Origin of the sequence: Motiliproteus sp., assembly GCF_965230735.1 — a bacterium.
Taxonomy (GTDB): Bacteria; Pseudomonadota; Gammaproteobacteria; order Pseudomonadales; family Balneatricaceae; genus Motiliproteus.
In genome coordinates this window covers 202,720-226,806 of record NZ_OZ246016.1, presented here as the reverse complement: position 1 = coordinate 226,806, position 24,087 = coordinate 202,720, and the positions used below count along the sequence as shown (strand labels likewise).

The following is a 24,087-nucleotide window of genomic DNA, read 5'->3' as shown; positions in this document are numbered from 1 at the left end:
CGATGCGGGTGCTGATTTCCAATGATGATGGTGTCCATGCGCCGGGAATCGCGGTATTGGCCGAGGTGCTTGGGCAGCAGCATCAGATTCAGGTAGTGGCACCGGATCGCGATCGTAGCGGCGCTAGCCACTCGCTGACGTTGGATCGGCCGCTGGAGCCGACCACATTGGATAACGGCTTTGTCAGCATCAACGGCACCCCGACCGATTGTGTCCACCTGGGCTTGTTCGGGCTTTTTGAGTCGCGCCCGGAGATTGTCGTTTCCGGGATCAACTGCGGTGCCAACCTGGGTGACGATGTGCTCTACTCCGGCACCGTGGCCGCGGCGATGGAGGGGCGGCATCTGAGCCGGCCGTCGATCGCGATCTCGTTGGCGGGTAAACGCCACTTCGATAGCGCAGCGACCATCGTCAATGACCTGTTGGGACGGATCAAACAGCTCAACGTAGCACCTCGGACGGTGCTCAATATTAATGTTCCCGACCTGCCGCTGGATCAGATCAACGGGATTCATGTGACCCGGTTGGGGCACCGCTACCTGTGTGGCGAACCGGTCAAGTCGATCGACCCTCGCGGTAAGCAACGGTTTTGGATCGCCGGTGCCGGTGAGTCTGAAGATGACGGGCCGGGTACGGATTTTTATGCGCTTAGTGAAGGCTATGTGTCGATCACCCCGCTGCATTTCGATATGACGCAGTATTCGGGCTTCGATAATCTGGCCGGCTGGCTTGAGGAGCAGTAAAGCGAGTGAACAAGATTGACCTTCAAGGCATAGGGATGACCTCGCGGCGGACCCGCGAACGGCTGATCGGACGGCTGATCGAGCAGGGCATCGATGATCCCCGAGTGCTGGAGGTGATGCAGGAACTGCCGCGCCACCTGTTTATCGATGAAGCGCTGTCCCATCGCGCCTACGAAGATACCGCCTTGCCGATCGGCTACAACCAGACCATTTCGCAACCCTATATCGTCGCCAAAATGACCGAGACGCTGCTTAACGGCGGCACACCGGAGCGGGTGCTGGAGATCGGCACCGGCTCAGGCTATCAGACCGCGGTGCTGGCTTGTTTGGTTGGACGGGTGTTCAGTGTCGAACGGATCCAGCCGCTGCAGGAGAAAGCCCGTCAGCGGCTGCGTCAATTGGGGCTGCGCAATGTTCAGTTTCAGCACGCCGACGGCGGCTTCGGCTGGCCGGAAAAAGGGCCGTTTGATGCGATTACCTGTGCCGCGGCGCCGGAGCAGATTCCGCCGGAGCTGTTTGAGCAACTGGCGGTTGGCGGTCGGATGATCATTCCAGTCGGTGGCCGGACTCAAGAGCTGCGTCTGGTGGTTCGCACCGATGAGCAGAACTTCGAACAGCAGGTGCTCGAGGGGGTTAAATTTGTGCCCATGCTCAGCGGTGCAGTTCGCTAGCGCCAATTCCAACCTGATGACAGACCCCAGGACAGGGAGAGTTGTATGAGTCGCGCAGTCCAAGACTGGGTCGCGTTATTTCTCAAGGGTGCTGCGATGGGGGTGGCCGATGCGATCCCCGGCGTATCCGGCGGCACCATTGCCTTTATCAGCGGCATCTATGAAGAGCTGGTCGGTTCGATTCGTCGGATCACGCCGTCAGCGCTGCGGTTGCTGTTCCAACAGGGGCCGAAAGCGTTCTGGCAGCATATCAACGGCACCTTTCTGGTGGTGCTGCTCAGCGGCATCCTGATCAGCCTGGCCTCGGCAGCACGGCTGGCGATCTATCTGCTGGAGCAGTATCCGACCCTGTTATGGGCATTTTTCTTCGGCCTGATTGTCAGTTCGGCGCTCTGGATGGCCGGTAAGGTCAAACTCTGGAATCTGAGATTGATGCTCTGTCTCTGGTTCGGCAGCCTGTTCTCCTACCTGGTCACCGTGGTGTCGCCGGTGGAGATTCAGATCAGCAGCTGGATCGTATTCCTGGCGGGCTCGGTGGCAATCTGCGCGATGATCCTGCCGGGTATCTCCGGCAGCTTTATCCTGCTGCTGCTGGGGCTCTATGCGCCGATCATGGGGGCGATCAAGGTCTTCGATCTGCAGATACTGCTGCTGTTCCTGGCCGGTTGCGCGACCGGTCTGTTAAGTTTTTCCCACCTGCTGGGCTGGATGTTCAAGCACCACCACGACCTGACCCTGGCATTGCTGATCGGCATCATGCTGGGGTCGCTGAATAAGATCTGGCCGTGGAAATACACCACCGATTACCGCATCAACAGCCATGGCGATCTGGTACCGTTGATGCAGGATAATGTACTGCCGTCGGACTACCTGGCGTTGACCGGACAGGAGCCCTATCTTTGGGCGGCCCTGGCGTTGATGTTGCTGGGAGGCGGCGCGGTCTATATGCTGGAACGATACGGAAGCCGGTCCAATTAATCGCCGATAGCGCGGCGCCGGCTTCAGAGGTTAAACCGGGATCAGGAGCATTGCACAGACTGTGCGGATCCGTGTGACACAAAACCTTCGAGCGTTGCTGGTACCGCTATTGCTATTGGTACTGACGGCCTGCAGTGGTCATGTCGCACCGGTCAGTGAGCGCTCGCTTAATAAACAGAGCCCCCCGCCGGCTCGCCATCAATCCCGATCTCAACCGGTGGCCGCCAAACTCCCTTCCAGTGGCTATTACCGGGTTCAGCGTGGCGATACCCTCTATTCGATCGCCTGGCGTTACCGTATCGATTTCCGCAATCTGGCCCAGGCCAACAATATCGGTAGTGACTACCGGATCTATCCGGGCCAGCGCCTGCGCTTGGATACTGCGGCTAAAGCTAACGCTCCGGTAATTGCAGCCAGCACCAAGGCGGCTGCTTCGTCGTCCCGGTCGAACCAACCCAGGGCTGAAACCAAACCGGCGATTAAACCCTCGGCGGCGGTGCGGGCCACGGCGGTACCGAGTGGGCCGGTGAAATGGCGTTGGCCGGCCTCGGGAAGGGTGATCAAGGGCTTTAGTTCGCGAGGAAGTGTCAATAAAGGGATTAATCTGGCGGGTGAGCGGGGCGATCCGGTCTATGCCGCCGGCGGTGGTGTGGTGGTTTATGCCGGCAGCGGTCTGCTGGGCTACGGCAATCTGATTATTATCAATCACAACGAAACCTTCCTCAGTGCCTACGCCCATAACGACAAGTTGTTGGTACAAGAACGTCAGAAGGTTGATGTAGGGCAGAAAATAGCCGAGATCGGAAATAGCGGTGCTGATCGGACCATGCTACATTTTGAGATTCGCAAAGAGGGCAAGCCGGTCGATCCGGTGCGTTATTTGCCCCGGCGGTAGCAGCAGGGACCGGCCGGAACATCGGCCTGCTGATGCAGTACCCGCTCAGGAAACTAGAATAAATGCCCCCATAGAGGCGGCAGCACAGATCTTAGGGACGGTTACATGGTAGCAGACGACACCGATGCGAATGTCGTGATGGATAAAGCCCGGAGCGAGGTTCATGACGACTTGGTCAACGCCAAGCATCTTGATGCAACCCAGCTTTACCTCAATGAGATCGGTTTTTCGCCGTTGCTCAGCGCCGAGGAAGAGGTCTATTTTTCCCGCAAGGCCTTGCGGGGCTGCGAAGCCTCCCGCAAGCGCATGATCGAAAGCAATCTGCGCCTGGTGGTCAAAATCGCCCGCCGCTATATCAACCGTGGCCTGACCCTGCTGGACCTGATCGAAGAGGGTAACCTCGGCCTGATCCGGGCAGTGGAGAAGTTTGATCCGGAGCGGGGCTTCCGCTTTTCAACCTATGCCACCTGGTGGATCCGCCAGACCATCGAGCGGGCGATCATGAATCAGACCCGTACGATCCGCCTTCCCATTCATGTCGTCAAAGAGCTCAATGTCTACCTGCGCGCCGCGCGGGAACTGGCCCAGAAGCTGGATCACGAACCGACCTGCGAAGAGATCGCCGAGATGCTCGACAAGCCGGTCGAGAACGTCAAGCGGATGATGGGGCTGAACGAGCGGGTCGGCTCGATCGATACCCCGGTGGGGCAGAATTCTGATAAGTCGCTGCTCGACACCATCCCCGATACCGAAACTGCTGATCCGGAAACCTGGCTGCAGAACACCAACCTGATCGGTCGCCTGGATGATTGGCTCGATACGCTGCCGGAGAAGCACAGCGAGGTGCTGGCGCGCCGTTTCGGTCTGCATGGCTATGAGATCAGTACCCTGGAAGAGGTCGGGCGTGAGATTGGCCTGACCCGTGAGCGGGTGCGACAGATTCAGGTGGAAGCGCTGCGACGGCTGCGTGAGATCGTCGAAAATAACGGCTTGAGCGGTGCTGATCTGCTCGAGTAGCCAGTCGCTAAATCCGAATAAAAAAAGCCACCCGACGGGTGGCTTTTTTTATGGTTTGGACTCCGTAGATCAGCCCAATTTGTCCAACGATTCCTTCAATTGGTAGAGCTTTTCCAGTGCCTGTCGTGGGGTCAGGTCGTCCGGATTGATCTGATCCAATTGCTGCTCAATCGGGTGGGGCTCGGTCGGTGCTGCAATCTGAACTTGGGGCTGCGGTTCGGGTTGACTGAACAGGTCGTTCTGCAACGGCGCACCGGCCTGTTGGGCGGATACGGGGGCGGATTCGAGCTGTTGCAGCTTTAGCTTGGCTTCGTCGATCACCGCCAATGGAACCCCGGCCAGTTTGGCGACCTGCAGACCGTAGCTCTGGCTGGCCGGACCTTCGTGGACGCTGTGCAGGAAGATAATGTGGTCGTTGTGCTCGGTGGCGGTCAGGTGGATGTTAGCGACCCCGGACTCCTGCTCCGGCAGCGCGGTCAGCTCAAAGTAGTGGGTCGCAAACAGGGTGAAAGCACGGGTCTGTGCGGCCAGGTGGCGGGCACTGGACCAGGCCAGCGACAGGCCATCGAAGGTGCTGGTGCCGCGGCCAACTTCATCCATCAGCACTAGGCTGCGGGGGCTAGCGTTGTGAAGAATGTTGGCGGTTTCGGTCATCTCCACCATAAAGGTTGAGCGACCACCGGCCAGATCATCGGAGGAACCCATGCGGGTAAAGATCCGATCGACCAGACCAATCCGGGCCTGGGCCGCCGGCACATAGCTGCCGATGTGGGCCAGCAGCACGATCAATGCGGCCTGGCGCATATAGGTCGATTTACCGCCCATGTTCGGACCGGTGATGATCAGCATCCGTCGATCCGACTGCAGCTGCAGATCGTTGGCCACAAAGGGATCCTCGGAGACCCGCTCGACCACCGGATGGCGGCCGCCGCAGATTTGAATGCCCGGCTCGGACTCCAGTTGCGGGGCACAGTAATCGAGCCGCTCGGCTCGTGCCGCCAGGTTGTTCAATACATCCAGCTCGGCCAGTCCGGCGGCGCTGTCCTGCAACGGTGCGAGCTCGGCGGCCAGGGTTTCCAGCAGTGCTTCGTAGAGCATCTTCTCCCGGGCCAGGGCGCGGCTCTTGCTGCTGAGCGCCTTGTCTTCGAACTCTTTCAGTTCGGGGGTGATAAAGCGCTCGGCGTTTTTCAGGGTCTGGCGACGGATATATTCGGCCGGGGCCAGCTCCGATTGAGCCCGGCTGATCTCGATGTAGTAGCCGTGGACCCGGTTGTAGCCGACCTTGAGGGTGGCGATACCGGTTCGTTCTTTCTCGCGCTGCTCCAGCTCCACCAGATAGCCACCGGCGTTTTCACTCAGGGCGCGCAGCTCGTCCAGCTCCGCATCGTAACCTTCGGCGATCACGCCACCGTCGCGGATGACGACCGGTGGATTTTCTTTGATCGCCTTCTCCAGCAGTGCATGTTGTTCGGGGAATTCGCTGATCAGAGCCGCCAGCTCGCTGGCGCGGGGTGAATCCAGTGGTGACAGTTGCTGTTGCAGCTCTGGCAGGCAGCCCAGGGCGAGCTTGAGCCGCTCCAGGTCCCGCGGTCTTGCCGAGCGGAGTGCGACCCGTGACAGAATCCGTTCGATATCGCCGATCTGTTTCAATAGCGGCTGCAGCAACTCGAAGCGGAAGTCGTCCAGTAGACTACCGATACACTGTTGGCGTTTGCGGATCGCTTCCAGGTCACGTAACGGGCGGTGAAGCCAACGACGAAGCAGGCGACTGCCCATCGGGGTGGCGGTGCGGTCCAGCACCGAACAAAGGGTGTTTTCGCTGCCCCCCATTAGGTTGGTATCCAGCTCCAGATTGCGGCGGGTGGCGGCATCCAGAATAACACTGCTGTCCTGCTGCTCGGTGCTGATCGAGCGGATATGGGGCAGCGCGGTACGTTGGGTCTCGCGGGCGTACTGCAGCAGGCAGCCGGCGGCACGCAAGGCCGTGTGCAGCTCTTCGCAACCGAAGCCGGACAGGTCCTTGGTCTGGAATTGACCAGTCAGCAGTCGGTGGGCGGTATCGAGTTCGAAATTCCACGGGGGCTGGCGGCGTAGGCCGACAAAACCGTCCAATAGCGGCTCGAGTCCATCCTCTTCATTATGCAGTAGCTCCGCCGGGCGCAGTCGAGCCAGCTCGCTCAACAGTGCGGACTCACCGTCCAGCTCGGTCACCCAGAACCGGCCGGCGCTGATATCCAGGCTGGCCAGACCAAAACGATCATTGTCGCGGGTCAGGGCGATCAGCAGGTTGTCGCGATGCTCATCCAGCAGGGCTTCATCGGTCAGGGTCCCGGGGGTGACAACCCGCACCACCTTGCGCTCGACCGGTCCTTTGCTGGTGGCCGGATCGCCGATCTGTTCGGCGATCGCCACCGACTCGCCGGATTTGACGATCTTGGCGATGTAATTGTCAGCCGAATGGTAGGGGATTCCCGCCATCGGAATCGGCTCGCCGCCGGAATGACCTCGGCTCGTCAGGGAGATATCGAGCAACCGCGATGCGCGCTTGGCATCGTCGTAGAACAGCTCGTAGAAGTCACCCATGCGGTAGAACACCAGCTCGTCGGGGTGTTCGGCTTTGATGCGAAAATACTGCTGCATCATCGGCGTATGGGGGCTTTTATTGGCGGCTTTCTTGCTCATGTCTGTGCTGTTCTATGGCTTGTTGGGTGTGGGCGATAGGGTTGGGCGCCGGGGCGGCGAAAGCTGGTCATTCTACGGTATGTTGTGCGATATTTCGAAGCGCAAAATTGACCGTTGGACGTGTGGAAGGAGTAGCAACGATGATCGATCTTCAGGTGGAAGCGTTGGCCCAGGCTTTGTTGGCTAAGGGTTGGCGGGCGGTCACCGCGGAGTCCTGTACCGGCGGTGGTGTAGCGCACCAGTTGACCACGCTGGCGGGCAGCTCCGGCTGGTTGGAAGGGGGATTCGTCACCTACTCCAATGCGATGAAACAACGTCTTCTGGGGGTGCCCGAGGCGGTGTTTATCGGTCCGGGTGCGGTGAGTCAGGAGTGCGTCGAAGCGATGGCCGAGGGGGCGCTGCAGCACAGCGATGCGCAGCTCAGCGTTGCTATCAGTGGTATCGCTGGCCCTGGCGGTGGAACCCCGGATAAGCCGGTGGGAACGGTCTGGTTTGCCTGGGCCAGTACCGAGGGTGATCTGAAAAGCCTCTGTCATTGCTTTAATGGCGATCGGCAAACCGTTAGAGATCAAGCGGTTGTTGCTGCAATTTCGGGCATGTTGCGGATGGCGCAAAACTAATCTGCATTGAGCGCTTGCGTTTAGAAAATCTTGTGAAATAATACTGTTCAGATATACAGTTGTTTTGCTGTATGAAAAAACAGTTATTTTGAGTCCTAGTTGGCCTGGCCACAAAATCAAAGGGTACCCTGATGGATGACAACAAAAAGAAGGCGCTATCGGCAGCGCTGGCTCAAATCGAGCGTCAATTCGGTAAGGGCGCGGTCATGCGCATGGGGGATCAGCCCCGCGAAGTCATTCCGTCGGTGTCGACCGGTTCGCTTGGCCTGGATATCGCGCTGGGTATTGGTGGTCTGCCCTTCGGCCGGATCGTAGAGATCTACGGTCCCGAGTCATCTGGTAAAACGACCCTGACTTTGCAGGTGATTGCCGAAGCGCAGAAGCTGGGTAAAACCTGTGCCTTCGTCGATGCCGAGCATGCGCTGGATCCGATCTACGCCGAGAAGCTGGGTGTCGATATCGAAGACCTGCTGGTGTCGCAGCCCGATACCGGTGAGCAGGCGCTGGAGATCACCGATATGCTGGTGCGCTCCAACTCGGTTGATGTGCTGGTGGTTGACTCGGTAGCAGCGCTGGTACCGCGGGCGGAGATCGAAGGCGAGATGGGTGACTCCCACGTCGGCCTGCAGGCGCGTTTGATGAGTCAGGCGCTGCGTAAGATCACTGGTAACGTCAAAAACGCCAACTGCCTGGTGATCTTCATCAACCAGATCCGGATGAAGATCGGGGTGATGTTCGGTTCACCGGAAACCACCACTGGTGGTAACGCGCTGAAGTTCTACTCCTCGGTCCGTCTGGATATCCGCCGCACCGGTGCAGTGAAAGATAAAGATGAGGTGATCGGTAACGAAACCCGGGTCAAGGTGGTTAAGAACAAGGTATCGCCGCCGTTTAAACAGGCCGAGTTCCAGATCATGTATGGTAAGGGTATCTACCATATGGGTGAGGTGATCGATCTGGGGGTTAAGCAGGGGCTGGTTGATAAGTCCGGTGCTTGGTACGCCTACAAGGGCAGCAAGATCGGCCAGGGTAAGGCCAATGCTTCTAAATACCTGGAGGAGAATCCGGAGGTGGCCAAGGAGATCGAAGATCAGATCCGCGCCCAGCTGCTGAATATTCCGGAATCGCAGCAGAAGAACGAGCAGGAAACTGCCGGCGAGCTGGAATTCTGATCCACCGGTTTGGAATCGAAAAGCGACCTTCGGGTCGCTTTTTTATTTTGGGATACAGCTTATCAACGGGGTGCGATTGGGCGAAGCTGGCGACTGCGGGGCAATCGTTTTATCATAGCGCCACTTTTTTAGTGGTGAACGAAGGTCTAAGCGCCCATGTCTGAGCAGCAACAGCCCCCCGTCGAAAAGCCTGAACCGGCGGACACGGTTAAACCGTCAAAGCCGAAGGCAAGGAGTCGCGGGATCTACCTGCTGCCCAACCTGTTTACCTCGGCCGCGCTGTTCTCCGGCTTCTTTGCCGTCATTGCCGCGATGAACGGTAGCTTCGAAAAGGCTGCGATCGCGATCTTTGTCGCCATGGTGCTCGATGGCCTGGATGGTCGGGTCGCTCGGATGACCAATACCCAGAGCGAATTCGGTGCTCAGTATGACAGTCTGGCGGATATGGTCTCGTTCGGGGTGGCGCCGGCGTTGGTGGCGTTTTCTTGGGCGCTGCACTCGGTCGGCAAGATCGGCTGGTTTGCGGCGTTTATCTATGTTGCCGGCGCAGCCTTGCGACTGGCTCGTTTCAATACTCAGATCGGCAGCGTCGATAAGCGCTTCTTTATCGGCTTGCCGAGTCCTGCGGCCGCTGCGATAGTCGCCGGCATGGTGTGGGTCGGTACCCAGTTCGAGATCAGTGCAGACAGCTATGCGCTGGTGATCTCGCTGATCGTGGCGTTGTCCGGTATCTTGATGGTCAGCAACTTCCACTACCACTCTTTCAAAGAGGTGGACCTGAAGGGCAAGGTTCCCTTTGTGGTGCTGCTGGGGGTGGTGATGCTGATTGCCGTGATCTCCATCGACCCGGCAACCCTGCTATGGCTGATCTTTGTGGTCTATGGCTGCTCAGGGCCGGTTCAGGCAGTGCTTCGCTACCGCAAGAAAAGCGCTCGCTAACATTTGCCAGCTAAACAACAAAAACGCCGGATCGTATTGATCCGGCGTTGCTGAATGATCCTGCCCTGTCGGCGGTTGCTTAGCCCTGAGCGTAGGCCTTGGCGACCTCTTCTCCGATAATCTCAATCCCGCGTTTGACCTTGTCCGCCTCCTGGCTGTAGGTGACACGGATGCACTCGTGCTTGTGTTGCCACTCGTCCGGAATGCCGGGGAAGAAATAGTGGCCTGATACCACCAGAACGCCCCTGGCTTTGAGACGCTGGTACAGTTCCAGGCTGGAGATCGGCAGGTCCTTGAACCAGAGCCACAGGAACATCGCGCCTTCCGGTTTATGGATGTAGTAGGGCAGATCGCCGAGAGCCTGCTTGAACTCTTTGACTGCCAGCTGTGAGCGTTCCTGATAGTAGGGTTTGACCAGCTTGTTGCTGATCTTGATGATCTCGCCGGTGCGGACCATCTCCTGGGTCATTACCGGGCCGAAGCTGCCGGTCGACAGATTCATGATCGCGTTGACCCCGCTGACAGCCCGAATAACTTCCTCGTTGGCCACGATGATGCCGGTTCTCGCCGAGGGCAGGCCAAGTTTGGACAGGCTCATGCAGGCGATCACGTTTTCGTTCCACAGCGGTTTGGCATCGGTAAAGATCAGATTCGGGAACGGTGTGCCGTAGGCACCATCGATCATCAGCGGAATCTGATGTTGCTTAGCCAGGGCGTCGAGCTGTTGCATCTCGTCGTCGGTCAGCACGTTGCCGGTCGGATTGGTGGGGCGCGAAACGCAGATGGCGCCGGTACCCTCGTCGATTTCGATCTCGCTGAAATCGACCCGGTACTTGAACAGGTGATCGCCCAGCAAGTCGATTTTCGGATGCCCCGCTTTAAAGAAGTCACGGCTTAATCCGGCATCGGCATAGCCGATGTACTCGGGCGCCAGCGGCAACTGGATCTGCTTCATCGAGCCGTCGTCATACTCGCCGGCGAACATGTTAAACAGCATGAAAAAGCCGGACTGGCTGCCGTTGCTCAGAGCGATGTTGCGGGCCGTGACGTCCCAGCCCAGCTCGCGTTTGAGTAACCGTGCCAGGTTGTCGAGGAACTCCACCTCGCCCTGGGGCGGATCGTAGACGCCGATCAGGTGCTGAAACTCTTTCGGATTATCCAAAATGCGCAGGGTGCGCTCGCGCATCAGCTGCTGAACTTCAGGAATATGGCTGGGATTGCCCCCGCCCATCATGATCATCTCCTTGTCACCGGCCAGGGCGTTGCCCAGATCGTCCATCAGGCTGAGGATGCCTGACTCGGTGGTGAACTTGGTGCCGAATGCGGAGAGTTTCATGCTGCTAATCCTGTCGCCGGGACTGTCCCTGAAAAATGAAGGCGGCTATTCTAGCGATGCCGACCTACGAGATCAAAATCTGGACCCACTGAGAAGAGGCCTGCAGGACCGTGAGCGATGACGAGCAACAACAGCTGATGCAGCAGCTTCGACAAAGCGCCTACGGGCTCTTGTCCCGCAGAGAGTATAGCCGTTTGGAACTGCGCCGGAAGCTGGCCGGTGCCGATGTCGACAGCACTTTGTTGGAGCAGCTGCTGGATCAGTTGCAGCAGCAAGGGCTGCAGAGTGATCAACGATTCTGCGAAAGCTTTATCCGTTCGCGAATCGGTCGGGGTCAGGGAGAGGTGCGGATTGTTCAGGAGCTGCGCCAGCGGGGCATTGATGAAGAGCTCACTCGCGGGCAGTTGGAGGCCTGTGAACAGGACTGGTTCGAGTTGGCCCGTGGCGTCCGGCAACGACGGTTCGGAGAGCAGCCGCCCCAGGATCAAAAGCAGTGGGCCAAGCAGCTTCGTTTTCTGCTCTATCGTGGCTTTAGTCAGGAGCAGGCCCGCTACGCGATCGAATCCGGCGCCGAGTAATAGACCCTTCGGATTGAATTGTTGGTTGTGCCGAAGAATTTCGACCAAAGATCGGTGAAAGATCGGCGAAAAAGCAGCCAATTTGCGACTCCGGTTGTTTTCGGCCCGCAGACCCCCATGTATACTATGCCCCCATTTTATGTCTGCAGAGTTTGCGCCCTAATCCGTATTTTTTTCGGTTTTTAGATCGATTACCGATAGAAATTGCGATGGATGTGCGACTCACGTTGGTTGAGTGTCTATGAAGCAAATGAACAGTGCCCAGATTCGCCAAGCGTTCCTGGATTACTTTGAACAGCAACAGCACAGCGTCATCGCCAGCAGCCCGCTGGTGCCCGGCAATGATCCGACGCTGTTGTTTACCAATGCCGGCATGGTGCAGTTCAAGGATGTGTTCCTGGGCACCGATAAGCGTAATTACACGCGTGCGACCACGTCCCAGCGTTGTGTGCGTGCCGGTGGTAAGCACAACGACCTGGAAAACGTCGGTTACACCGCCCGTCACCACACCTTCTTCGAGATGCTGGGTAATTTCAGTTTTGGTGACTACTTCAAGCGTGAAGCGATTCAATTTGCCTGGGAGTTCCTGACCTCCGATGCGTGGATGGGGCTGCCGGTCGATAAGCTGTCGGTGACCGTGTACCAGGAAGACGACGAGGCCTACGATATTTGGGCCAACGAGATCGGCGTGCCGACCGAGCGGATCATCCGAATCGGTGACAAAGGTGGCCGTTACAACTCCGACAATTTCTGGGCCATGGGCGATACCGGCCCGTGCGGCCCTTGTACCGAAATTTTCTACGATCACGGCCCCGAAATCTGGGGTGGCCCTCCCGGAACACCGGAAGAGGATGGTGATCGCTTTATTGAGATTTGGAACATCGTCTTCATGCAGTTCGTCCGCTCCGCCGACGGCAGCATGGCGCCGTTGCCGAAGCCGTCGGTCGATACCGGCATGGGACTGGAGCGGATTGCGGCGGTGTTGCAGGGTGTTCACAGCAACTACGAAATCGATCTGTTCCAGAATCTGATCAAGGCGGTGGCTGAGGCTACCCAGACCCAGGATCTGGAGAGTAAGTCACTGCAGGTTGTGGCCGATCATATTCGCTCCTGTGCCTTCCTGGTGGTCGATGGTGTGCTGCCCTCCAACGAAGGACGCGGCTACGTGTTGCGCCGGATCATGCGCCGCGCCATTCGACACGGCAACAAGCTGGGTGCAACCGGACCGTTCTTCCATACCCTGGTGGATGCGCTGGTGAAGGAGATGGGCGAGGCCTATCCCGAACTGAAGCAGAAGCAGGCGCAGGTCGAGCAGGTGTTGCTCAAAGAGGAGCAGCAGTTCGCCAAAACGCTGGAGCAGGGCATGCGGATTCTGGAGCAGGATATCGACGAACTGTCCGGTAGCGAGATCCCGGGTTCCACGGTCTTCAAACTGTACGACACCTACGGTTTCCCGGTCGATTTGACCGCCGATATCGCCCGTGAGCGCGAGCTGAGCCTGGATATGGAAGGTTTCGACGCGGCCATGAACGAGCAGCGCGAGCGTGCCCGTGCCGCCGGTCAGTTCGCGGTTGATTACAACGACGCCCTGAGTCTTGATGTGGACAGCTGTTTCGAAGGCTATGACTCACTGCAGGGGCAGGCTCAGCCGGTCACCCTGTTGCGCGATGGTGCCGAAGTGGCGTCACTGAGTGCCGGAGACGAGGGTGCGCTGGTGTTTGCCAATACACCGTTCTATGCCGAATCCGGTGGCCAGGTTGGTGACCAGGGTATTGTCGAAGCCAACGGCGTTCGTTTCCAGGTTCTCGATACCACCAAGCAAGGTGGTGCTTTCGTGCATCACGGTAAGGTGCTGGAAGGTGAGCTGAATGCCGATGTGGAACTGAGCCTGGCTGTGGATGCCGAGAAGCGTCAGGCCACGGCATTGAACCACTCCGCCACTCACCTGCTACACGCGGCGCTGCGCGATATCGTCGGCGAGCATGTGACCCAGAAGGGCTCGCTGGTGGATGCGGATCGTCTGCGGTTCGATTTCTCCCACTTCGAAGGTTTGCGCGGCGATGAGCTGCTGGCGCTGGAGCAGCGGGTAAACAAACAGGTTCGCGCCAACCTTCCGGTTATCACTGAGGTGATGGCGATCGAAGACGCCAAAGCCAAGGGGGCCATGGCGCTGTTTGGTGAGAAGTATGACGACGATGTGCGCGTCGTCAGCATGGGTCAGGACGATGAACTGGTGTCGCTGGAGCTTTGTGGCGGCACCCATGTAACACGCACCGGTGATATCGGTCTGTTCAAGATTACTGCTGAAGGCGGTATCGCTGCTGGTATCCGCCGGATTGAAGCGGTCACCGGTCAGGCGGCGATCGATTGGATGGCCAATACCGAGGCGACCTTGGGGCAGGTGGCCGGCTTGGTTAAAGGTAGCCGTGACGCGGTCTCCGAGAAGGTGGGTTCGTTGGTTGAGCGCAACCGTCAGCTGGAGAAAGAGCTGGAACAGCTGAAAGCGAAGCTGGCCAGCTCAGCCGGAAATGATCTGGTATCCCAGGCAATTGAGATCGCCGGGGTCAAGGTGCTGGCCGCTAAGCTGGACGGGGTTGACCCCAAGTCACTGCGTGACACGCTGGATCAGCTCAAGAATAAACTCGGCTCTGCGGTGTTGTTACTGGCCGCGGTCGAGGGCGACAAGATCAGCCTGGTCGCCGGGGTAACCAAGGATCTGACCGCTCGCTTTAAGGCCGGCGATCTGATCAAGCATGTGGCGCCTCAATTGGGCGGCAAGGGCGGTGGTCGTCCCGATATGGCTCAGGGCGGTGGTTCCGATGTGGCGGCGCTGCCCGCGGCGCTGGAATCGGTCAAGGGTTGGATAGAACAGCAGGCCTGAGGCCTGAAGTAAGGATTGTTAGCTAAATGGCACTGATTGTTCAGAAATATGGTGGTACTTCGGTAGGTACGGTTGAGCGTATCCAGGCGGTGGCCGACAAGGTCAAACGCTTCCGTGAGCAGGGCGATGATGTTGTGGTTGTGGTCTCCGCGATGAGTGGTGAAACCAACCGCTTAATCGGCCTGGCCAAAGAGATGCAGGATCAGCCGACAGCCCGTGAAATGGACGTGCTGGTCTCGACCGGCGAGCAGGTCACGATTGCGCTACTCTGTATGGCGTTGAATGAGCGTGATTGTCCGGCCCGTTCCTACACCGGGACTCAGGTTCGAATCCTGACCGATGATGCCCACACCAAGGCGCGGATTCAGGATATCGACGATGGCAATATCCGGGCGGATCTGAAAGCCGGACGCGTCGTAGTTGTGGCGGGCTTCCAGGGTGTGGATGGCAACGGCAACATCACCACGCTGGGTCGTGGTGGCTCGGATACCACCGCGGTGGCACTGGCTGCTGCGTTGAAGGCCGATGAATGTCAGATTTACACCGATGTTGACGGCGTCTACACCACCGATCCGCGTGTGGTTGAAGGTGCACGTCGCCTTGATGAAATTACCTTTGAAGAGATGCTGGAAATGGCCAGCCTGGGTTCAAAGGTACTGCAGATTCGTGCCGTTGAATTTGCAGGCAAGTACGATGTCCCCCTGCGGGTACTGCATAGCTTCCAGGAAGGCCCTGGAACGCTGATTACGATAGAGGATGAGAACACTGTGGAAAAACCGGTAATTTCTGGCATCGCTTTTAACCGTGATGAAGCTAAGCTGACGGTGTTGGGTGTGCCCGACATTCCCGGGGTGGCATCCAAGATCCTCGGTCCGGTCAGCGACGCCAATATCGAAGTGGATATGATTCTGCAGAACATCGCAGAAGATAACACTACCGACTTCACCTTTACCGTTCACCGGAACGATTACGACCGTGCCCTGTCAATCCTTGAGCAGGTTTCCAGTGACTTGAAAGCCCGTGAAGTTCAGGGTGACAACAAGATTGCCAAGGTCTCCATCGTCGGTGTCGGTATGCGCTCTCACGCGGGTGTGGCGACCAAGATGTTCAGTGCCCTGGCGGGCGAAGGGATCAATATTCAACTGATCTCAACCTCTGAGATCAAGATCTCGGTTGTGATTGCAGAGAAATATCTGGAGCTGGCAGTCCGTAGTCTGCACTCGGCATTTGAACTGGATGAAGCAGAAGTCGTTCAAGAGTCTTGAGGCAGAGAGTCGAGGGGCGTTATGACCTCGACTCAAACGATAACAATCTAATTAAATGAAGTAGCCGCTGCTTCCAATCTGCAGTCTATAATTGGATAGTCTGCAGCAGGAATGCCAGTTCCGGGATCACCTGGAAGCAGGGTTTAAGGAGATTCTATGCTTATTCTGACCCGCCGTGTCGGAGAAACGCTGATGGTTGGTGACGAAGTCACCGTGACCGTTTTGGGTGTCAAAGGCAACCAAGTACGTATCGGCGTCAATGCGCCGAAAGACGTTTCCGTCCACCGTGAAGAGATCTATCAGCGGATCCAGAAAGAAAAAGAGAAAAACCCGGAATAATTTCGATATAGCGCTTTTCTTCCCCAGCCATTCTGATACTATACGCCTCCGTTGCGGTGAGGTGGCCGAGTGGCTGAAGGCGCGCCCCTGCTAAGGGCGTATATCTTAACGGGTATCGAGGGTTCGAATCCCTCCCTCACCGCCAGCAACGATTTTTGCGCACCCGTAGCTCAGCTGGATAGAGTACCTGGCTACGAACCAGGCGGTCAGAGGTTCGAATCCTCTCGGGTGCGCCACTTATTCAAGCGGATCGATAATTGTCGGTCCGCTGCTTCGTTAAGAAGCCGGTTGTGAGATGAAAGTCATCGAATAACCAACAGTTTCGCACCCGTAGCTCAGCTGGATAGAGTACCTGGCTACGAACCAGGCGGTCAGAGGTTCGAATCCTCTCGGGTGCGCCATACAAGAAAGGGCCTAGCTGATGCTAGGCCCTTTTTTTATGCGGCAAATCCTCGTATCGCTGTTTTTGCCCGCTCCCACGCCGGTTAGGTATAATTTGCAGCCTTCGGTGTGGCTACCGAATCCTCCAGTTCTCAGTTACCCATTTTCCATGAAGTTCTGCTATGAAATTTATCGTTAAGTTGTTCCCGGAGATTACGATCAAGAGCAAGCCGGTCCGACGTCGCTTTATCCAGCGGCTGCAGTCGAACCTGCAGATTATCTTGCGGCGTATTGACGAGAAGGCTCACGTCAGCGGTCAGTGGGATAAGGTTGTAGTTGAGATTGCTCAGGATCAGCCGGAGCAGTTGCAACGGATTGTCGAGGCGCTGCAGCAGACCCCGGGGATCGCGTATTTCCTGCAGGTTAAAGAGCATCCGCTGGGCGATTTCGATGATGTCTTCCAGAAAGTAAAAGAAGTTTACGCTGATAAGCTGACGGGCAAACGGTTCGTGGTGCGAGTCAAGCGGGCAGGCAAGCACGAGTTCACCTCCAACGATCTGGAACGCTATGTGGGTGGCGGCCTGTTACGTCACACCGAAGCTTTGAAGGTGGATCTGCATCAGCCGGAGGTTACGGTCAATTTTGAGGTCCGTGATCAGTCGCTGTTTGTCGTGCAGCAGCGTTATCCCGGTTTAGGGGGCTTCCCGCTGGGTAGTCAGGATGAGGTGTTGTCGCTGATCTCCGGCGGTTTCGACTCCACCGTTTCCAGCTATCTGACCATCAAGCGTGGTTGTCGGACCCATTACTGTTTCTTCAACCTGGGTGGCGCCGCCCATGAGACCGGGGTTAAGCAGGTTTCCCACTATCTGTGGCAGAAGTTCGGCTCATCCCATCGGGTCAAATTTGTCACTGTGCCCTTCGAAGAGGTGGTCAGTGAGATTCTGGCCAAGGTGCATCATTCGCAGATGGGGGTGGTATTGAAGCGGATGATGCTTCGAGCTGCCTCGCAGGTGGCGCAGCGGCTTAAGATTGAAGCGCTGGTAACCGGTGAGAGCGTGGCTCAGGTTTCCAGTCAGACCCTGCCTAATCTGTCGATCATCGATAAGGTGACCGACACGCTGGTGCTACGGCCGCTGATCGTATCCGACAAGCAGGACATTATCGATACAGCCCGCGATATCGGTACCTATGACTTTGCCAAGAGCATGCCGGAGTATTGCGGGGTGATCTCAGACCGTCCAACGACTCACGCCAAGATGGAGCGGATCGAGGAAGAAGAGGCGGCGTTCGATATGGCGGTGCTGGAGCAGGCGGTGGAAAGCTCGCGGGTGATGCGGATCGATCAGATCGAGCACGAGGCTCAGAGTCAGATTGAGGTGGAAACCCAGCAGCAGGTCAGCAGCAACGAGGTCATTATCGATGTGCGCCATCCGGACGAGGAGGAGCGCTCACCGTTGCAGGTTGAGGGTATCGAGGTAATCAAGATTCCGTTCTACAGCCTGGCCACCGAGTTTGGTGGATTGAATGCGGAGAAAGAGTATCTGCTCTACTGCGATCGCGGGGTGATGAGCCAGCTCCATGCGCTTTATTTGAAGGAGCAGGGGCATGAGAACGTGAAGGTCTACCGACCCGAGTAACCGGGCCGGTAGGATTACGGCAATGGGCTTCTGGAGATCTAGAAGCCCAGCATCACCTCGATGTGGGCCTGCACGCTGTAGGCCAGCGAGCTGGGGTTATAACCGCCTTCGAGGACCGAGACCACCCGATTGTTGGAGTAGATGCGGGCGGTGTCCATGATCATCCGGGTCACCCAGCGATAATCCTCTTCATTGAGCTTCAAATCCGCCATCGGATCTTCCCAATGCGCATCAAAGCCGGCCGAGATAATAATCAAGTCCGGCTTGTGAGCCTGCAACGCCGGTAGCCAGTTGGCTTCGACAGTCTGGCGGAAACAGTTGCCGTCGCTATGGGCGGCCAACGGACAGTTGATGATGTTGGGGCGTAGGATCTCGCTGTAACGCTCGGGATAGAACGGATGCTGGAAGGTTGAGCAGACCAGCACTTCGGGCTTGTCTTTAAAGATGTCGACGGTGCCGTTGCAGTGGTGCACGTCGAAATCCAAAATCGCCACCCGTTCGATACCCGGCTGCTGAAGCGCATGCATGGCGCCGATGGCGGCGTTATTGTAAAAGCAGAAGCCCATGGCCAGGTTGTGCTCGGCATGGTGACCGGGTGGGCGAACGGCGCAGAAGGCGTTGTCCGCCATGCCGTTAACCACCCGATTGACGCCCATGATGGTCGCACCGGCGGCGAGACTGGCGGCATGTAGCGAGTCGGGGCATAGGGCAGTGTCATCATCGGTGTAAACCACGCCCTTTTCCGGTAGTTTCATATGCAGCCGGGCGCTGTGAAGCGGTGCGTGAGCGAGTTTGATCTGCTCTTCCTGCACATGCACGGCCTTGATCTGCTGCAGGTGGTCTTGAAGTCCGGTCCGTTCTAATTGACGGGCGATAGCGAGCAATCGAATCGGGCTTTCGGGGTGTTCCGGGCCCATGTTGTGAAGGCCGCAATCCTGGTGGCTTATATAACTGGTTACCATCGCTGACATCCATGCGTTTGGTGGCGAGAGCTACTGGCATCCCGCCGGGGAGCTTATTATTAACCCGGTTTCGGCTAGGGCCGTAGGGTGGATCTTAAGATCAAGGTATCATCTGCCCGACAGGCTGTCTTGTAACTATTTGTCTTATATAAGCGCTGGCTGTTCTGCGACGCGGTAGTGGAAGGTAAACTCAACATTAACAATCGCCTAGGCTGACCAGTGCTGGATTCCGGTCCATACTGTCGTCAACGGTGCGGGTCAGATTCGGATTTGAGTGGGGGAGTATCTAGGGTTGGCGACGAATGTTGATTTAAGCGACAAATCGGTGCTGTTGATCGATAGTAGCGGCAACCTTCGTTCGACCGTTAAATCCATGTTGCAGTCGATGGGTTTCGGCTCAGTGACGACGCTGCCGATCGCCCCCCGAGTCCTCGAAGACATTGCTGAAAATGACTATGACATTGTGCTGCTTGGTCACAATGTACATGACAAGTATTCCGGTCTGCAGCTGTTCGAAGAGGCGCGCTATAAGGGATTGATCAAGCCCACCTGCTCCTGGGTGTTGATGAGCAGCGACGCATCGCAGCAGTCGGTATTGTTTGCGATTGAGATCGAGCCCGACGAGCTGCTGACCAAACCCTTCACCCTCGATACGCTGAGTAAGCGGATTCAGTCTTTATGCCAACGGCGAGCTTTGCTGGAGCCGATCGAAAGGGCGATAGAGCGGAAAGCCTTCAATCGCGCCATTCGGCTGTGCGATACGGTGCTGAATGCCTCGGACCCGAATTACCATCAGACTCAGTTGATCAAGGGGCGGCTGCTGAAAGAACAGCAGCGTTATGCCGAAGCCCAGCAGGTGTTCGAGCATTGCTATAGCGATTCAGGTGGGCTCTACGCGGGCTATCAGCTGGCGGAATGCCACTATCATCAGGGGGACTTTAATGCGGCAGAACAGTTGCTAACGACGCTGATCGACAAACACCGGTTGCTGATTCCGGCCTACGACCTGCTGGCTAAGGTCAGCGAGGCGCGGGGGGACCTGCACCAGGCTCAGCAGCAGCTGCAAAAAGGCGCTTCCCAGTCACCGTTATCGATTCAGCGACAGATGGAACTGGGGCGTTTGTCGGTACGGGCGAACGATCTGAGTCAGGCGGAAAAAGCCTATCGGCGATGTATTCATCTGGGGGAGAGCAGCTGCTTGGACAGCGCCATGCCCTATTTCAAGCTGGTTAATGTGCAGCGCCTGCAGGTGGAGAGCAGTCAGGGCCATGAGCGCCAGGATCGGCTCGACGATATCGACAAGCTACTGGAGCGTGCCGATACCCGATTTCATCGCGATCCCCAGGTTCGGGTGCAGAGTCAGCTGATCCGGGCCAAGGTCAATGAGACGCTGGGGGATGCCGACTCGGCTCAGCATTGTTACGAGCGGGCGTTGGCCCATGCAGAGTCCTATGGCCTGAGCCTGGATCTTGAGCAGATGCGGTCGCAGCTGTTGGACGAGAGCACACCGGTGATGCCTGCGGCTGCCTTGCAGGAGGCTGAGCCGGAGCCGGCCAAGAGCAAACATGATCCGGCGATGAGTGCCAAGGTCAATCGGATTGGAGTTCGCAACTATCTGGCCGATAAACCAGGACAGGCGATCCGTTATTTCGGCTTGGCTTTCGAGTATGACCCGAGCAATGCCCGAGCGCTGTTGAATCTGTCGCAGCTGTTTTTGGAAGCAGCCCGGGATACCCCGAGTAAGCGGGATGAGCGGATGAAAATGTTCCAGCGCTATAGCCGCTTGGCGCAGCGGTTGCCGTTGGCCGGTGATGAGCTGCATAAGGATCAGCAGTTACGCCAGCTGGCGGAGCTACCGTTGGAGCAATTGCCGGAGGGTCCGCTGGCGGCGCTGCTGAAGTAATGAGGTTGTCGCTTAAAAGGCCAGTGTCAGTCGGGAGCAAGCTCAATCGCTAGCGATCTGAGTCAAAGAAAGCGCTCCCGGGGTTGAGTATAATTTAGTCATGGAAACTACCTGTTAATGGACCTTACCTGTTAGAGGTGTGCCGTGTTTAAAGAACGCCGTCGGCATAGCCGACTCAGTGTGACCTGGAAAGCGACGATCGTTCGTCTGAACGGCGAGAAACTGCCGGGCAGTACCGACAATGTTGCCCCTGACGGATTGAACGTGATCTTGTCGAAAGAGCTGGTGTTGGGTGAGCCGGTAAGGATTGAGCTGGTGACCCCCAGGTGTCATGGGACCCGTTTCTTCAAGCTCGATGCCGTGATCGTTTATAGCCGACAGTTGGAGCACAATTTGGGGCATGCTGTCGGAGTCCGGTTGCTGCAGCCTGGGCAGTGCTACCAGCAGTGCCTGCTACAGCTGGAAACCTCGGTTGGTGTTGCTTGATTCCTCGATCTATCCGTTCTGCTGGCTGGAATAAGCCAGCGCCATCTTGGCCTGCATATAGAACTGGTTAAAGCCTCGAAACGTCTCTTGTTCCAGCGCGTTTTTGTCGCTGAGCTGATCGGCGTAAAGAAATCCAAGAATTCGCTTTCCTGCGCTTAGTGGCGCCATGATAAAGCCGCGTGGGTTCGCTTTGGCTCGAAAAGCTTCGGGTAGGCGCTCGGGCCAGCCGCTTTCCTGGGTGTCGGTCACCAACAGCGTCATCTGCTTTCTCAGAACCTTGAAGAAAAAGTCGTCGCCCTGGCCTGCCTTGAGGTTGAAGTAGCGCTGCAAGTCTTCGAGGCAATCGCCGTCTCCCAGTCGCAGTCGCAGCTGTTGTCGGTCCGGGCTGAGCATGACGAAACCGGCTCTGTCCAACGAGGTGCCGGCCACGATTCCTTCAATGACTTTCTTCAGTAGCGCCGGGATCGGGGTTTGTTGGTTGACCAGCTCGCCGAGCTCCTGCAGATAATCCAGTTGTATTTTTGCCAGCGCGCCAGTGTTATCGGGCTCTTCGACGGCTGGTGGCGGAGGGTTGATATCTTCGGCCTGATTGATCTGTTGTTGAGTATGGATGTAATAGGAGGCCTTGCGGGCGAATTCATCCAGATCGTCATCGCCGCTTTGGCGCAATGGCGGATTCAGGCTTTGCTGAGAGAGGCCGTACTCGCTGGCCATATCGCTGACCATTTTGAAGCCCCGGCTGAGCGACTGCTTCAGGGTGTCTTCATTGGCACCGGTGATCTGAGACATTTTCTCAATCACGGAGGAAAAACTGTTGGGTTGCGGCTGACCCTGGCCGTAGAGCAGTTGTAGCAGTCTATCGACGCTGGAGGTGATCTCGAAGTTACGCCGTACCGACCCCTTGGGTTCTTCGGCCGTCATCGCATCCATCGATGCGACCACCGAAGGAGGGAAGCCCCAGCTTTGGGCCAGTTCCTGACCGATGTCGCTGAAATGGGCGCCGATATGCTCCAGCTGAATCCGCTTCCAGGGTTGATTGGTACTGCTCTGCAATTGCTGAAGTTGACGGTATTCGTCGCTCAGGGTACAGGCGTAGACGATCTCACCCAGCCCGTGAAGCAGGCCACAGGTATAGGTTTCTTCAATGTCGTCCAGGCCCGCCTGCATCGCCATTTCACGGCTGATCGCGGCGGTTAAAAAGGAGCGCATTAACAGCGAGGCGACATCGGTGTCGGGATTGGCCTTGTGAAAACACTCGATCAGTTTAAGGGTAACCGACAGGTTCTTGATCTCATCAAAGCCGATCATGATCACCGCGCGGGAGATGACGTTGATCCGGGCTCCGCTGCGGTTGTAATAGGTCGAGTTGGCCAATCGAAGCAGGCGAGCGGACAGATTGGCGTCCTTCATCACCGCCATCGCCAGTGCCATGGCATCGCTTTCTTTGGAGCTGCTGATCTGTTGAATGCGGTTAACGGTGGCGCTGAAAACCGGCAGATCGCCGAGGCGGCCGAGCTTTGCGTGGATGGCGTTGAGTGTTTTCAGGTACTTCACGAATGCGTCCTTCAGAACCTGTTTGGGCTGGCCTCCCCGACAGGACTCGAACCTGTATCTAAGCCTTAGGAGGGCCCTATTCTATCCGGTTGAACTACGGGGAGGCAGCGAAGCGGCATTCTAGCGACTCGGGTTTCAGAAGTCGAACCTCCGTCGTCGTCAGGCCTTCCCTAAGCGATTCTGGGCACTGTAGTTGCCCTTGTAACCGGCGTCGTTATAAATCGTGGAGCGTCCGCTGTGGCCCTGCAGGATGCTGATCAGGTGGCCCAGATTATGCTGGCTGCGCTGAACTATCTGCTCGTTGCGCTGGTTCAGCTCAGCGGCTTGTTCCAGGCTGCGGCGCAGCTGCTGCCAGCGGCTGTCGACCTGATTGGCGATCGCCGGCGGCAGGCTGGCCTGGAGTTGTTCCAGCCCTTTATCATCGGCGCTGAAGCCTAATCCCACCAGCGCTTCGTTGCGTTGCAGGGTGTTTTCCGCCAGCAGCTCCAGCTGTTTCTGCTTCTCGCCCACGCAGCTCTGCAGAGCGGCTGCATCGATCTGTTCAATGGCGGCTTTTTCCTGCTCGCTTAAACGACAAAGGGCAGCCAAAATCTGGCTACCCTTATCGATTAATTCGCAGAATTGTCGTGTCAGTAGGATCTTTTCTTTCATATCAGCCGAACAGGCTGCCTTCCAGCGAGGTTAGTTTGGCGGCGATACGTCCAGAATCGATCGAGTAAGAGCCATCTTCAATGGCTTGCTTGATCTGCGCAACTTTCGCCTCATCAACATCGGGCAGTTGTGCAACAGACTCTTCCAGCTTACTCAGGTTCTGGGCTTCGGTGCTCAGCTTAACGGTTTCCGGCTGAGGTTGTGGGTTCGCCGCAGGTTGATTGCCGGTAGATTCACTACGGCTATTGGTCGCGTTGGTGCCAACCTTATTGTTGCGCGAGCCTGCGTTGACGTTTGACAGGCCTGTCAGATCGATGGCCATCCCTAATACCTCAAAAAGTCAAAAAAATGGTTCTTAAGCAAGGATATCGACAGCCGGTCGGATTACTTTAGCAAA

At 57.2% G+C, this 24,087-nt stretch carries 21 protein-coding genes and 4 tRNA genes; 18 read left to right on the top strand and 7 right to left on the bottom strand.

Features of this window, described 5'->3' with window-relative positions:
* Window positions 1-2: 2 nt before the first annotated feature.
* The 5 genes from surE to rpoS all read left to right on the top strand — a co-directional run bounded on the left by surE (window position 3) and on the right by rpoS (window position 4,304).
* Window positions 3-743 carry a 5'/3'-nucleotidase SurE gene (gene surE / locus ACO05M_RS01070; RefSeq protein WP_421866819.1) on the top strand — a complete coding sequence of 247 codons (741 nt, stop codon included), beginning with the start codon at window positions 3-5 and terminating at the stop codon, window positions 741-743.
* A 35-nt stretch (window positions 744-778) separates the two neighbouring features.
* Window positions 779-1,414, top strand: a complete 636-nt coding sequence (locus tag ACO05M_RS01065; protein WP_421870821.1) for a protein-L-isoaspartate(D-aspartate) O-methyltransferase — start codon at window positions 779-781, stop codon at window positions 1,412-1,414.
* A gap of 45 nt (window positions 1,415-1,459) precedes the next feature.
* Window positions 1,460-2,392, top strand: a complete 933-nt coding sequence (locus ACO05M_RS01060; RefSeq protein ID WP_421866817.1) for a DUF368 domain-containing protein — start codon at window positions 1,460-1,462, stop codon at window positions 2,390-2,392.
* Window positions 2,393-2,465: 73 nt separating this feature from the next.
* Complete coding sequence (locus ACO05M_RS01055) at window positions 2,466-3,287, top strand: peptidoglycan DD-metalloendopeptidase family protein (protein WP_421866816.1); 822 nt, start codon at window positions 2,466-2,468, stop codon at window positions 3,285-3,287.
* A 138-nt stretch (window positions 3,288-3,425) separates the two neighbouring features.
* On the top strand, window positions 3,426-4,304 hold the full coding sequence (gene rpoS / locus ACO05M_RS01050) for an RNA polymerase sigma factor RpoS (RefSeq protein ID WP_243633788.1): 879 nt from the start codon (window positions 3,426-3,428) through the stop codon (window positions 4,302-4,304).
* A gap of 69 nt (window positions 4,305-4,373) precedes the next feature.
* Here the strand turns inward: rpoS and mutS are convergent, their stop codons facing one another.
* Entirely contained in the window at window positions 4,374-6,986 is a 2,613-nt protein-coding gene (gene mutS, locus ACO05M_RS01045) for a DNA mismatch repair protein MutS (RefSeq protein ID WP_421866814.1), read from the bottom strand.
* Window positions 6,987-7,126: 140 nt separating this feature from the next.
* Here mutS and ACO05M_RS01040 point away from each other — a divergent pair, with 140 nt between their 5' ends.
* The 3 genes from ACO05M_RS01040 to pssA all read left to right on the top strand — a co-directional run bounded on the left by ACO05M_RS01040 (window position 7,127) and on the right by pssA (window position 9,717).
* Window positions 7,127-7,606, top strand: coding sequence for a CinA family protein (locus ACO05M_RS01040; protein ID WP_421866812.1), 480 nt, complete (start codon window positions 7,127-7,129; stop codon window positions 7,604-7,606).
* Between the two features lie 131 nt (window positions 7,607-7,737).
* Window positions 7,738-8,778 carry a recombinase RecA gene (gene recA, locus ACO05M_RS01035; protein WP_421866810.1) on the top strand — a complete coding sequence of 347 codons (1,041 nt, stop codon included), beginning with the start codon at window positions 7,738-7,740 and terminating at the stop codon, window positions 8,776-8,778.
* A 156-nt stretch (window positions 8,779-8,934) separates the two neighbouring features.
* A complete protein-coding gene (pssA, locus tag ACO05M_RS01030; protein ID WP_421866808.1) occupies window positions 8,935-9,717 on the top strand; it encodes a CDP-diacylglycerol--serine O-phosphatidyltransferase in 783 nt (260 codons plus the stop codon).
* Window positions 9,718-9,796: 79 nt separating this feature from the next.
* On the opposite strand, the gene ACO05M_RS01025 is transcribed toward pssA, so the two are convergent.
* Window positions 9,797-11,053, bottom strand: coding sequence for a valine--pyruvate transaminase (locus tag ACO05M_RS01025; RefSeq protein WP_421866806.1), 1,257 nt, complete (start codon window positions 11,051-11,053; stop codon window positions 9,797-9,799).
* A gap of 110 nt (window positions 11,054-11,163) precedes the next feature.
* Here ACO05M_RS01025 and ACO05M_RS01020 point away from each other — a divergent pair, with 110 nt between their 5' ends.
* From ACO05M_RS01020 to thiI, 8 genes are all read left to right on the top strand, one after another.
* Entirely contained in the window at window positions 11,164-11,631 is a 468-nt protein-coding gene (locus ACO05M_RS01020) for a regulatory protein RecX (RefSeq protein ID WP_421866805.1), read from the top strand.
* Between the two features lie 250 nt (window positions 11,632-11,881).
* Window positions 11,882-14,512, top strand: a complete 2,631-nt coding sequence (gene alaS / locus ACO05M_RS01015; RefSeq protein ID WP_421870818.1) for an alanine--tRNA ligase — start codon at window positions 11,882-11,884, stop codon at window positions 14,510-14,512.
* A gap of 26 nt (window positions 14,513-14,538) precedes the next feature.
* Window positions 14,539-15,777, top strand: coding sequence for an aspartate kinase (locus ACO05M_RS01010; protein ID WP_421866804.1), 1,239 nt, complete (start codon window positions 14,539-14,541; stop codon window positions 15,775-15,777).
* A 156-nt stretch (window positions 15,778-15,933) separates the two neighbouring features.
* Complete coding sequence (gene csrA, locus ACO05M_RS01005; protein ID WP_114695000.1) at window positions 15,934-16,116, top strand: carbon storage regulator CsrA; 183 nt, start codon at window positions 15,934-15,936, stop codon at window positions 16,114-16,116.
* 55 nt (window positions 16,117-16,171) lie between these two features.
* Window positions 16,172-16,261: transfer RNA gene (locus ACO05M_RS01000), tRNA-Ser, on the top strand.
* Between the two features lie 14 nt (window positions 16,262-16,275).
* Window positions 16,276-16,352 (top strand) — tRNA-Arg (locus tag ACO05M_RS00995).
* 88 nt (window positions 16,353-16,440) lie between these two features.
* Window positions 16,441-16,517: transfer RNA gene (locus tag ACO05M_RS00990), tRNA-Arg, on the top strand.
* 162 nt (window positions 16,518-16,679) lie between these two features.
* Entirely contained in the window at window positions 16,680-18,134 is a 1,455-nt protein-coding gene (thiI, locus tag ACO05M_RS00985) for a tRNA uracil 4-sulfurtransferase ThiI (protein ID WP_421866802.1), read from the top strand.
* A gap of 38 nt (window positions 18,135-18,172) precedes the next feature.
* On the opposite strand, the gene ACO05M_RS00980 is transcribed toward thiI, so the two are convergent.
* On the bottom strand, window positions 18,173-19,096 hold the full coding sequence (locus ACO05M_RS00980; RefSeq protein ID WP_421866800.1) for a histone deacetylase family protein: 924 nt from the start codon (window positions 19,094-19,096) through the stop codon (window positions 18,173-18,175).
* 292 nt (window positions 19,097-19,388) lie between these two features.
* On the opposite strand from ACO05M_RS00980, the gene ACO05M_RS00975 reads away from it, so the two are divergent.
* Both ACO05M_RS00975 and ACO05M_RS00970 read left to right on the top strand, forming a co-directional pair.
* Complete coding sequence (locus tag ACO05M_RS00975) at window positions 19,389-20,999, top strand: tetratricopeptide repeat protein (RefSeq protein WP_421866798.1); 1,611 nt, start codon at window positions 19,389-19,391, stop codon at window positions 20,997-20,999.
* 144 nt (window positions 21,000-21,143) lie between these two features.
* Complete coding sequence (locus ACO05M_RS00970) at window positions 21,144-21,485, top strand: PilZ domain-containing protein (RefSeq protein WP_421866797.1); 342 nt, start codon at window positions 21,144-21,146, stop codon at window positions 21,483-21,485.
* Between the two features lie 9 nt (window positions 21,486-21,494).
* Here the strand turns inward: ACO05M_RS00970 and ACO05M_RS00965 are convergent, their stop codons facing one another.
* The 4 genes from ACO05M_RS00965 to flgM all read right to left on the bottom strand — a co-directional run bounded on the left by ACO05M_RS00965 (window position 21,495) and on the right by flgM (window position 24,012).
* The gene (locus ACO05M_RS00965; protein WP_421866795.1) at window positions 21,495-23,039 is read right to left on the bottom strand and encodes an HDOD domain-containing protein; all 1,545 of its coding nucleotides are present in this window, start codon (window positions 23,037-23,039) and stop codon (window positions 21,495-21,497) included.
* Window positions 23,040-23,067: 28 nt separating this feature from the next.
* Window positions 23,068-23,143, bottom strand: a tRNA-Arg gene (locus ACO05M_RS00960).
* A 55-nt stretch (window positions 23,144-23,198) separates the two neighbouring features.
* Window positions 23,199-23,690: a flagella synthesis protein FlgN gene (locus ACO05M_RS00955; protein ID WP_421866793.1), complete on the bottom strand. Its 492-nt coding sequence runs from the start codon at window positions 23,688-23,690 to the stop codon at window positions 23,199-23,201.
* Between the two features lies 1 nt (window position 23,691).
* Complete coding sequence (gene flgM / locus ACO05M_RS00950; protein ID WP_421866792.1) at window positions 23,692-24,012, bottom strand: flagellar biosynthesis anti-sigma factor FlgM; 321 nt, start codon at window positions 24,010-24,012, stop codon at window positions 23,692-23,694.
* Window positions 24,013-24,087 lie beyond the last annotated feature (75 nt).

What these genes read in the sequence shown, in the direction of transcription:
- surE (WP_421866819.1), top strand. Translation starts at nt 3, where the DNA reads ATGCGGGTGCTGATTTCCAATGATGATGGTGTCCATGCGCCGGGAATC.
- ACO05M_RS01065 (WP_421870821.1), top strand. Translation starts at nt 779, where the DNA reads ATGACCTCGCGGCGGACCCGCGAACGGCTGATCGGACGGCTGATCGAG.
- ACO05M_RS01060 (WP_421866817.1), top strand. Translation starts at nt 1,460, where the DNA reads ATGAGTCGCGCAGTCCAAGACTGGGTCGCGTTATTTCTCAAGGGTGCT.
- rpoS (WP_243633788.1), top strand. Translation starts at nt 3,426, where the DNA reads ATGGATAAAGCCCGGAGCGAGGTTCATGACGACTTGGTCAACGCCAAG.
- mutS (WP_421866814.1), bottom strand. Translation starts at nt 6,986, where the DNA reads ATGAGCAAGAAAGCCGCCAATAAAAGCCCCCATACGCCGATGATGCAG.
- ACO05M_RS01040 (WP_421866812.1), top strand. Translation starts at nt 7,127, where the DNA reads ATGATCGATCTTCAGGTGGAAGCGTTGGCCCAGGCTTTGTTGGCTAAG.
- recA (WP_421866810.1), top strand. Translation starts at nt 7,738, where the DNA reads ATGGATGACAACAAAAAGAAGGCGCTATCGGCAGCGCTGGCTCAAATC.
- pssA (WP_421866808.1), top strand. Translation starts at nt 8,935, where the DNA reads ATGTCTGAGCAGCAACAGCCCCCCGTCGAAAAGCCTGAACCGGCGGAC.
- ACO05M_RS01025 (WP_421866806.1), bottom strand. Translation starts at nt 11,053, where the DNA reads ATGAAACTCTCCGCATTCGGCACCAAGTTCACCACCGAGTCAGGCATC.
- alaS (WP_421870818.1), top strand. Translation starts at nt 11,882, where the DNA reads ATGAACAGTGCCCAGATTCGCCAAGCGTTCCTGGATTACTTTGAACAG.
- ACO05M_RS01010 (WP_421866804.1), top strand. Translation starts at nt 14,539, where the DNA reads ATGGCACTGATTGTTCAGAAATATGGTGGTACTTCGGTAGGTACGGTT.
- csrA (WP_114695000.1), top strand. Translation starts at nt 15,934, where the DNA reads ATGCTTATTCTGACCCGCCGTGTCGGAGAAACGCTGATGGTTGGTGAC.
- thiI (WP_421866802.1), top strand. Translation starts at nt 16,680, where the DNA reads ATGAAATTTATCGTTAAGTTGTTCCCGGAGATTACGATCAAGAGCAAG.
- ACO05M_RS00980 (WP_421866800.1), bottom strand. Translation starts at nt 19,096, where the DNA reads ATGGTAACCAGTTATATAAGCCACCAGGATTGCGGCCTTCACAACATG.
- ACO05M_RS00955 (WP_421866793.1), bottom strand. Translation starts at nt 23,690, where the DNA reads ATGAAAGAAAAGATCCTACTGACACGACAATTCTGCGAATTAATCGAT.
- flgM (WP_421866792.1), bottom strand. Translation starts at nt 24,012, where the DNA reads ATGGCCATCGATCTGACAGGCCTGTCAAACGTCAACGCAGGCTCGCGC.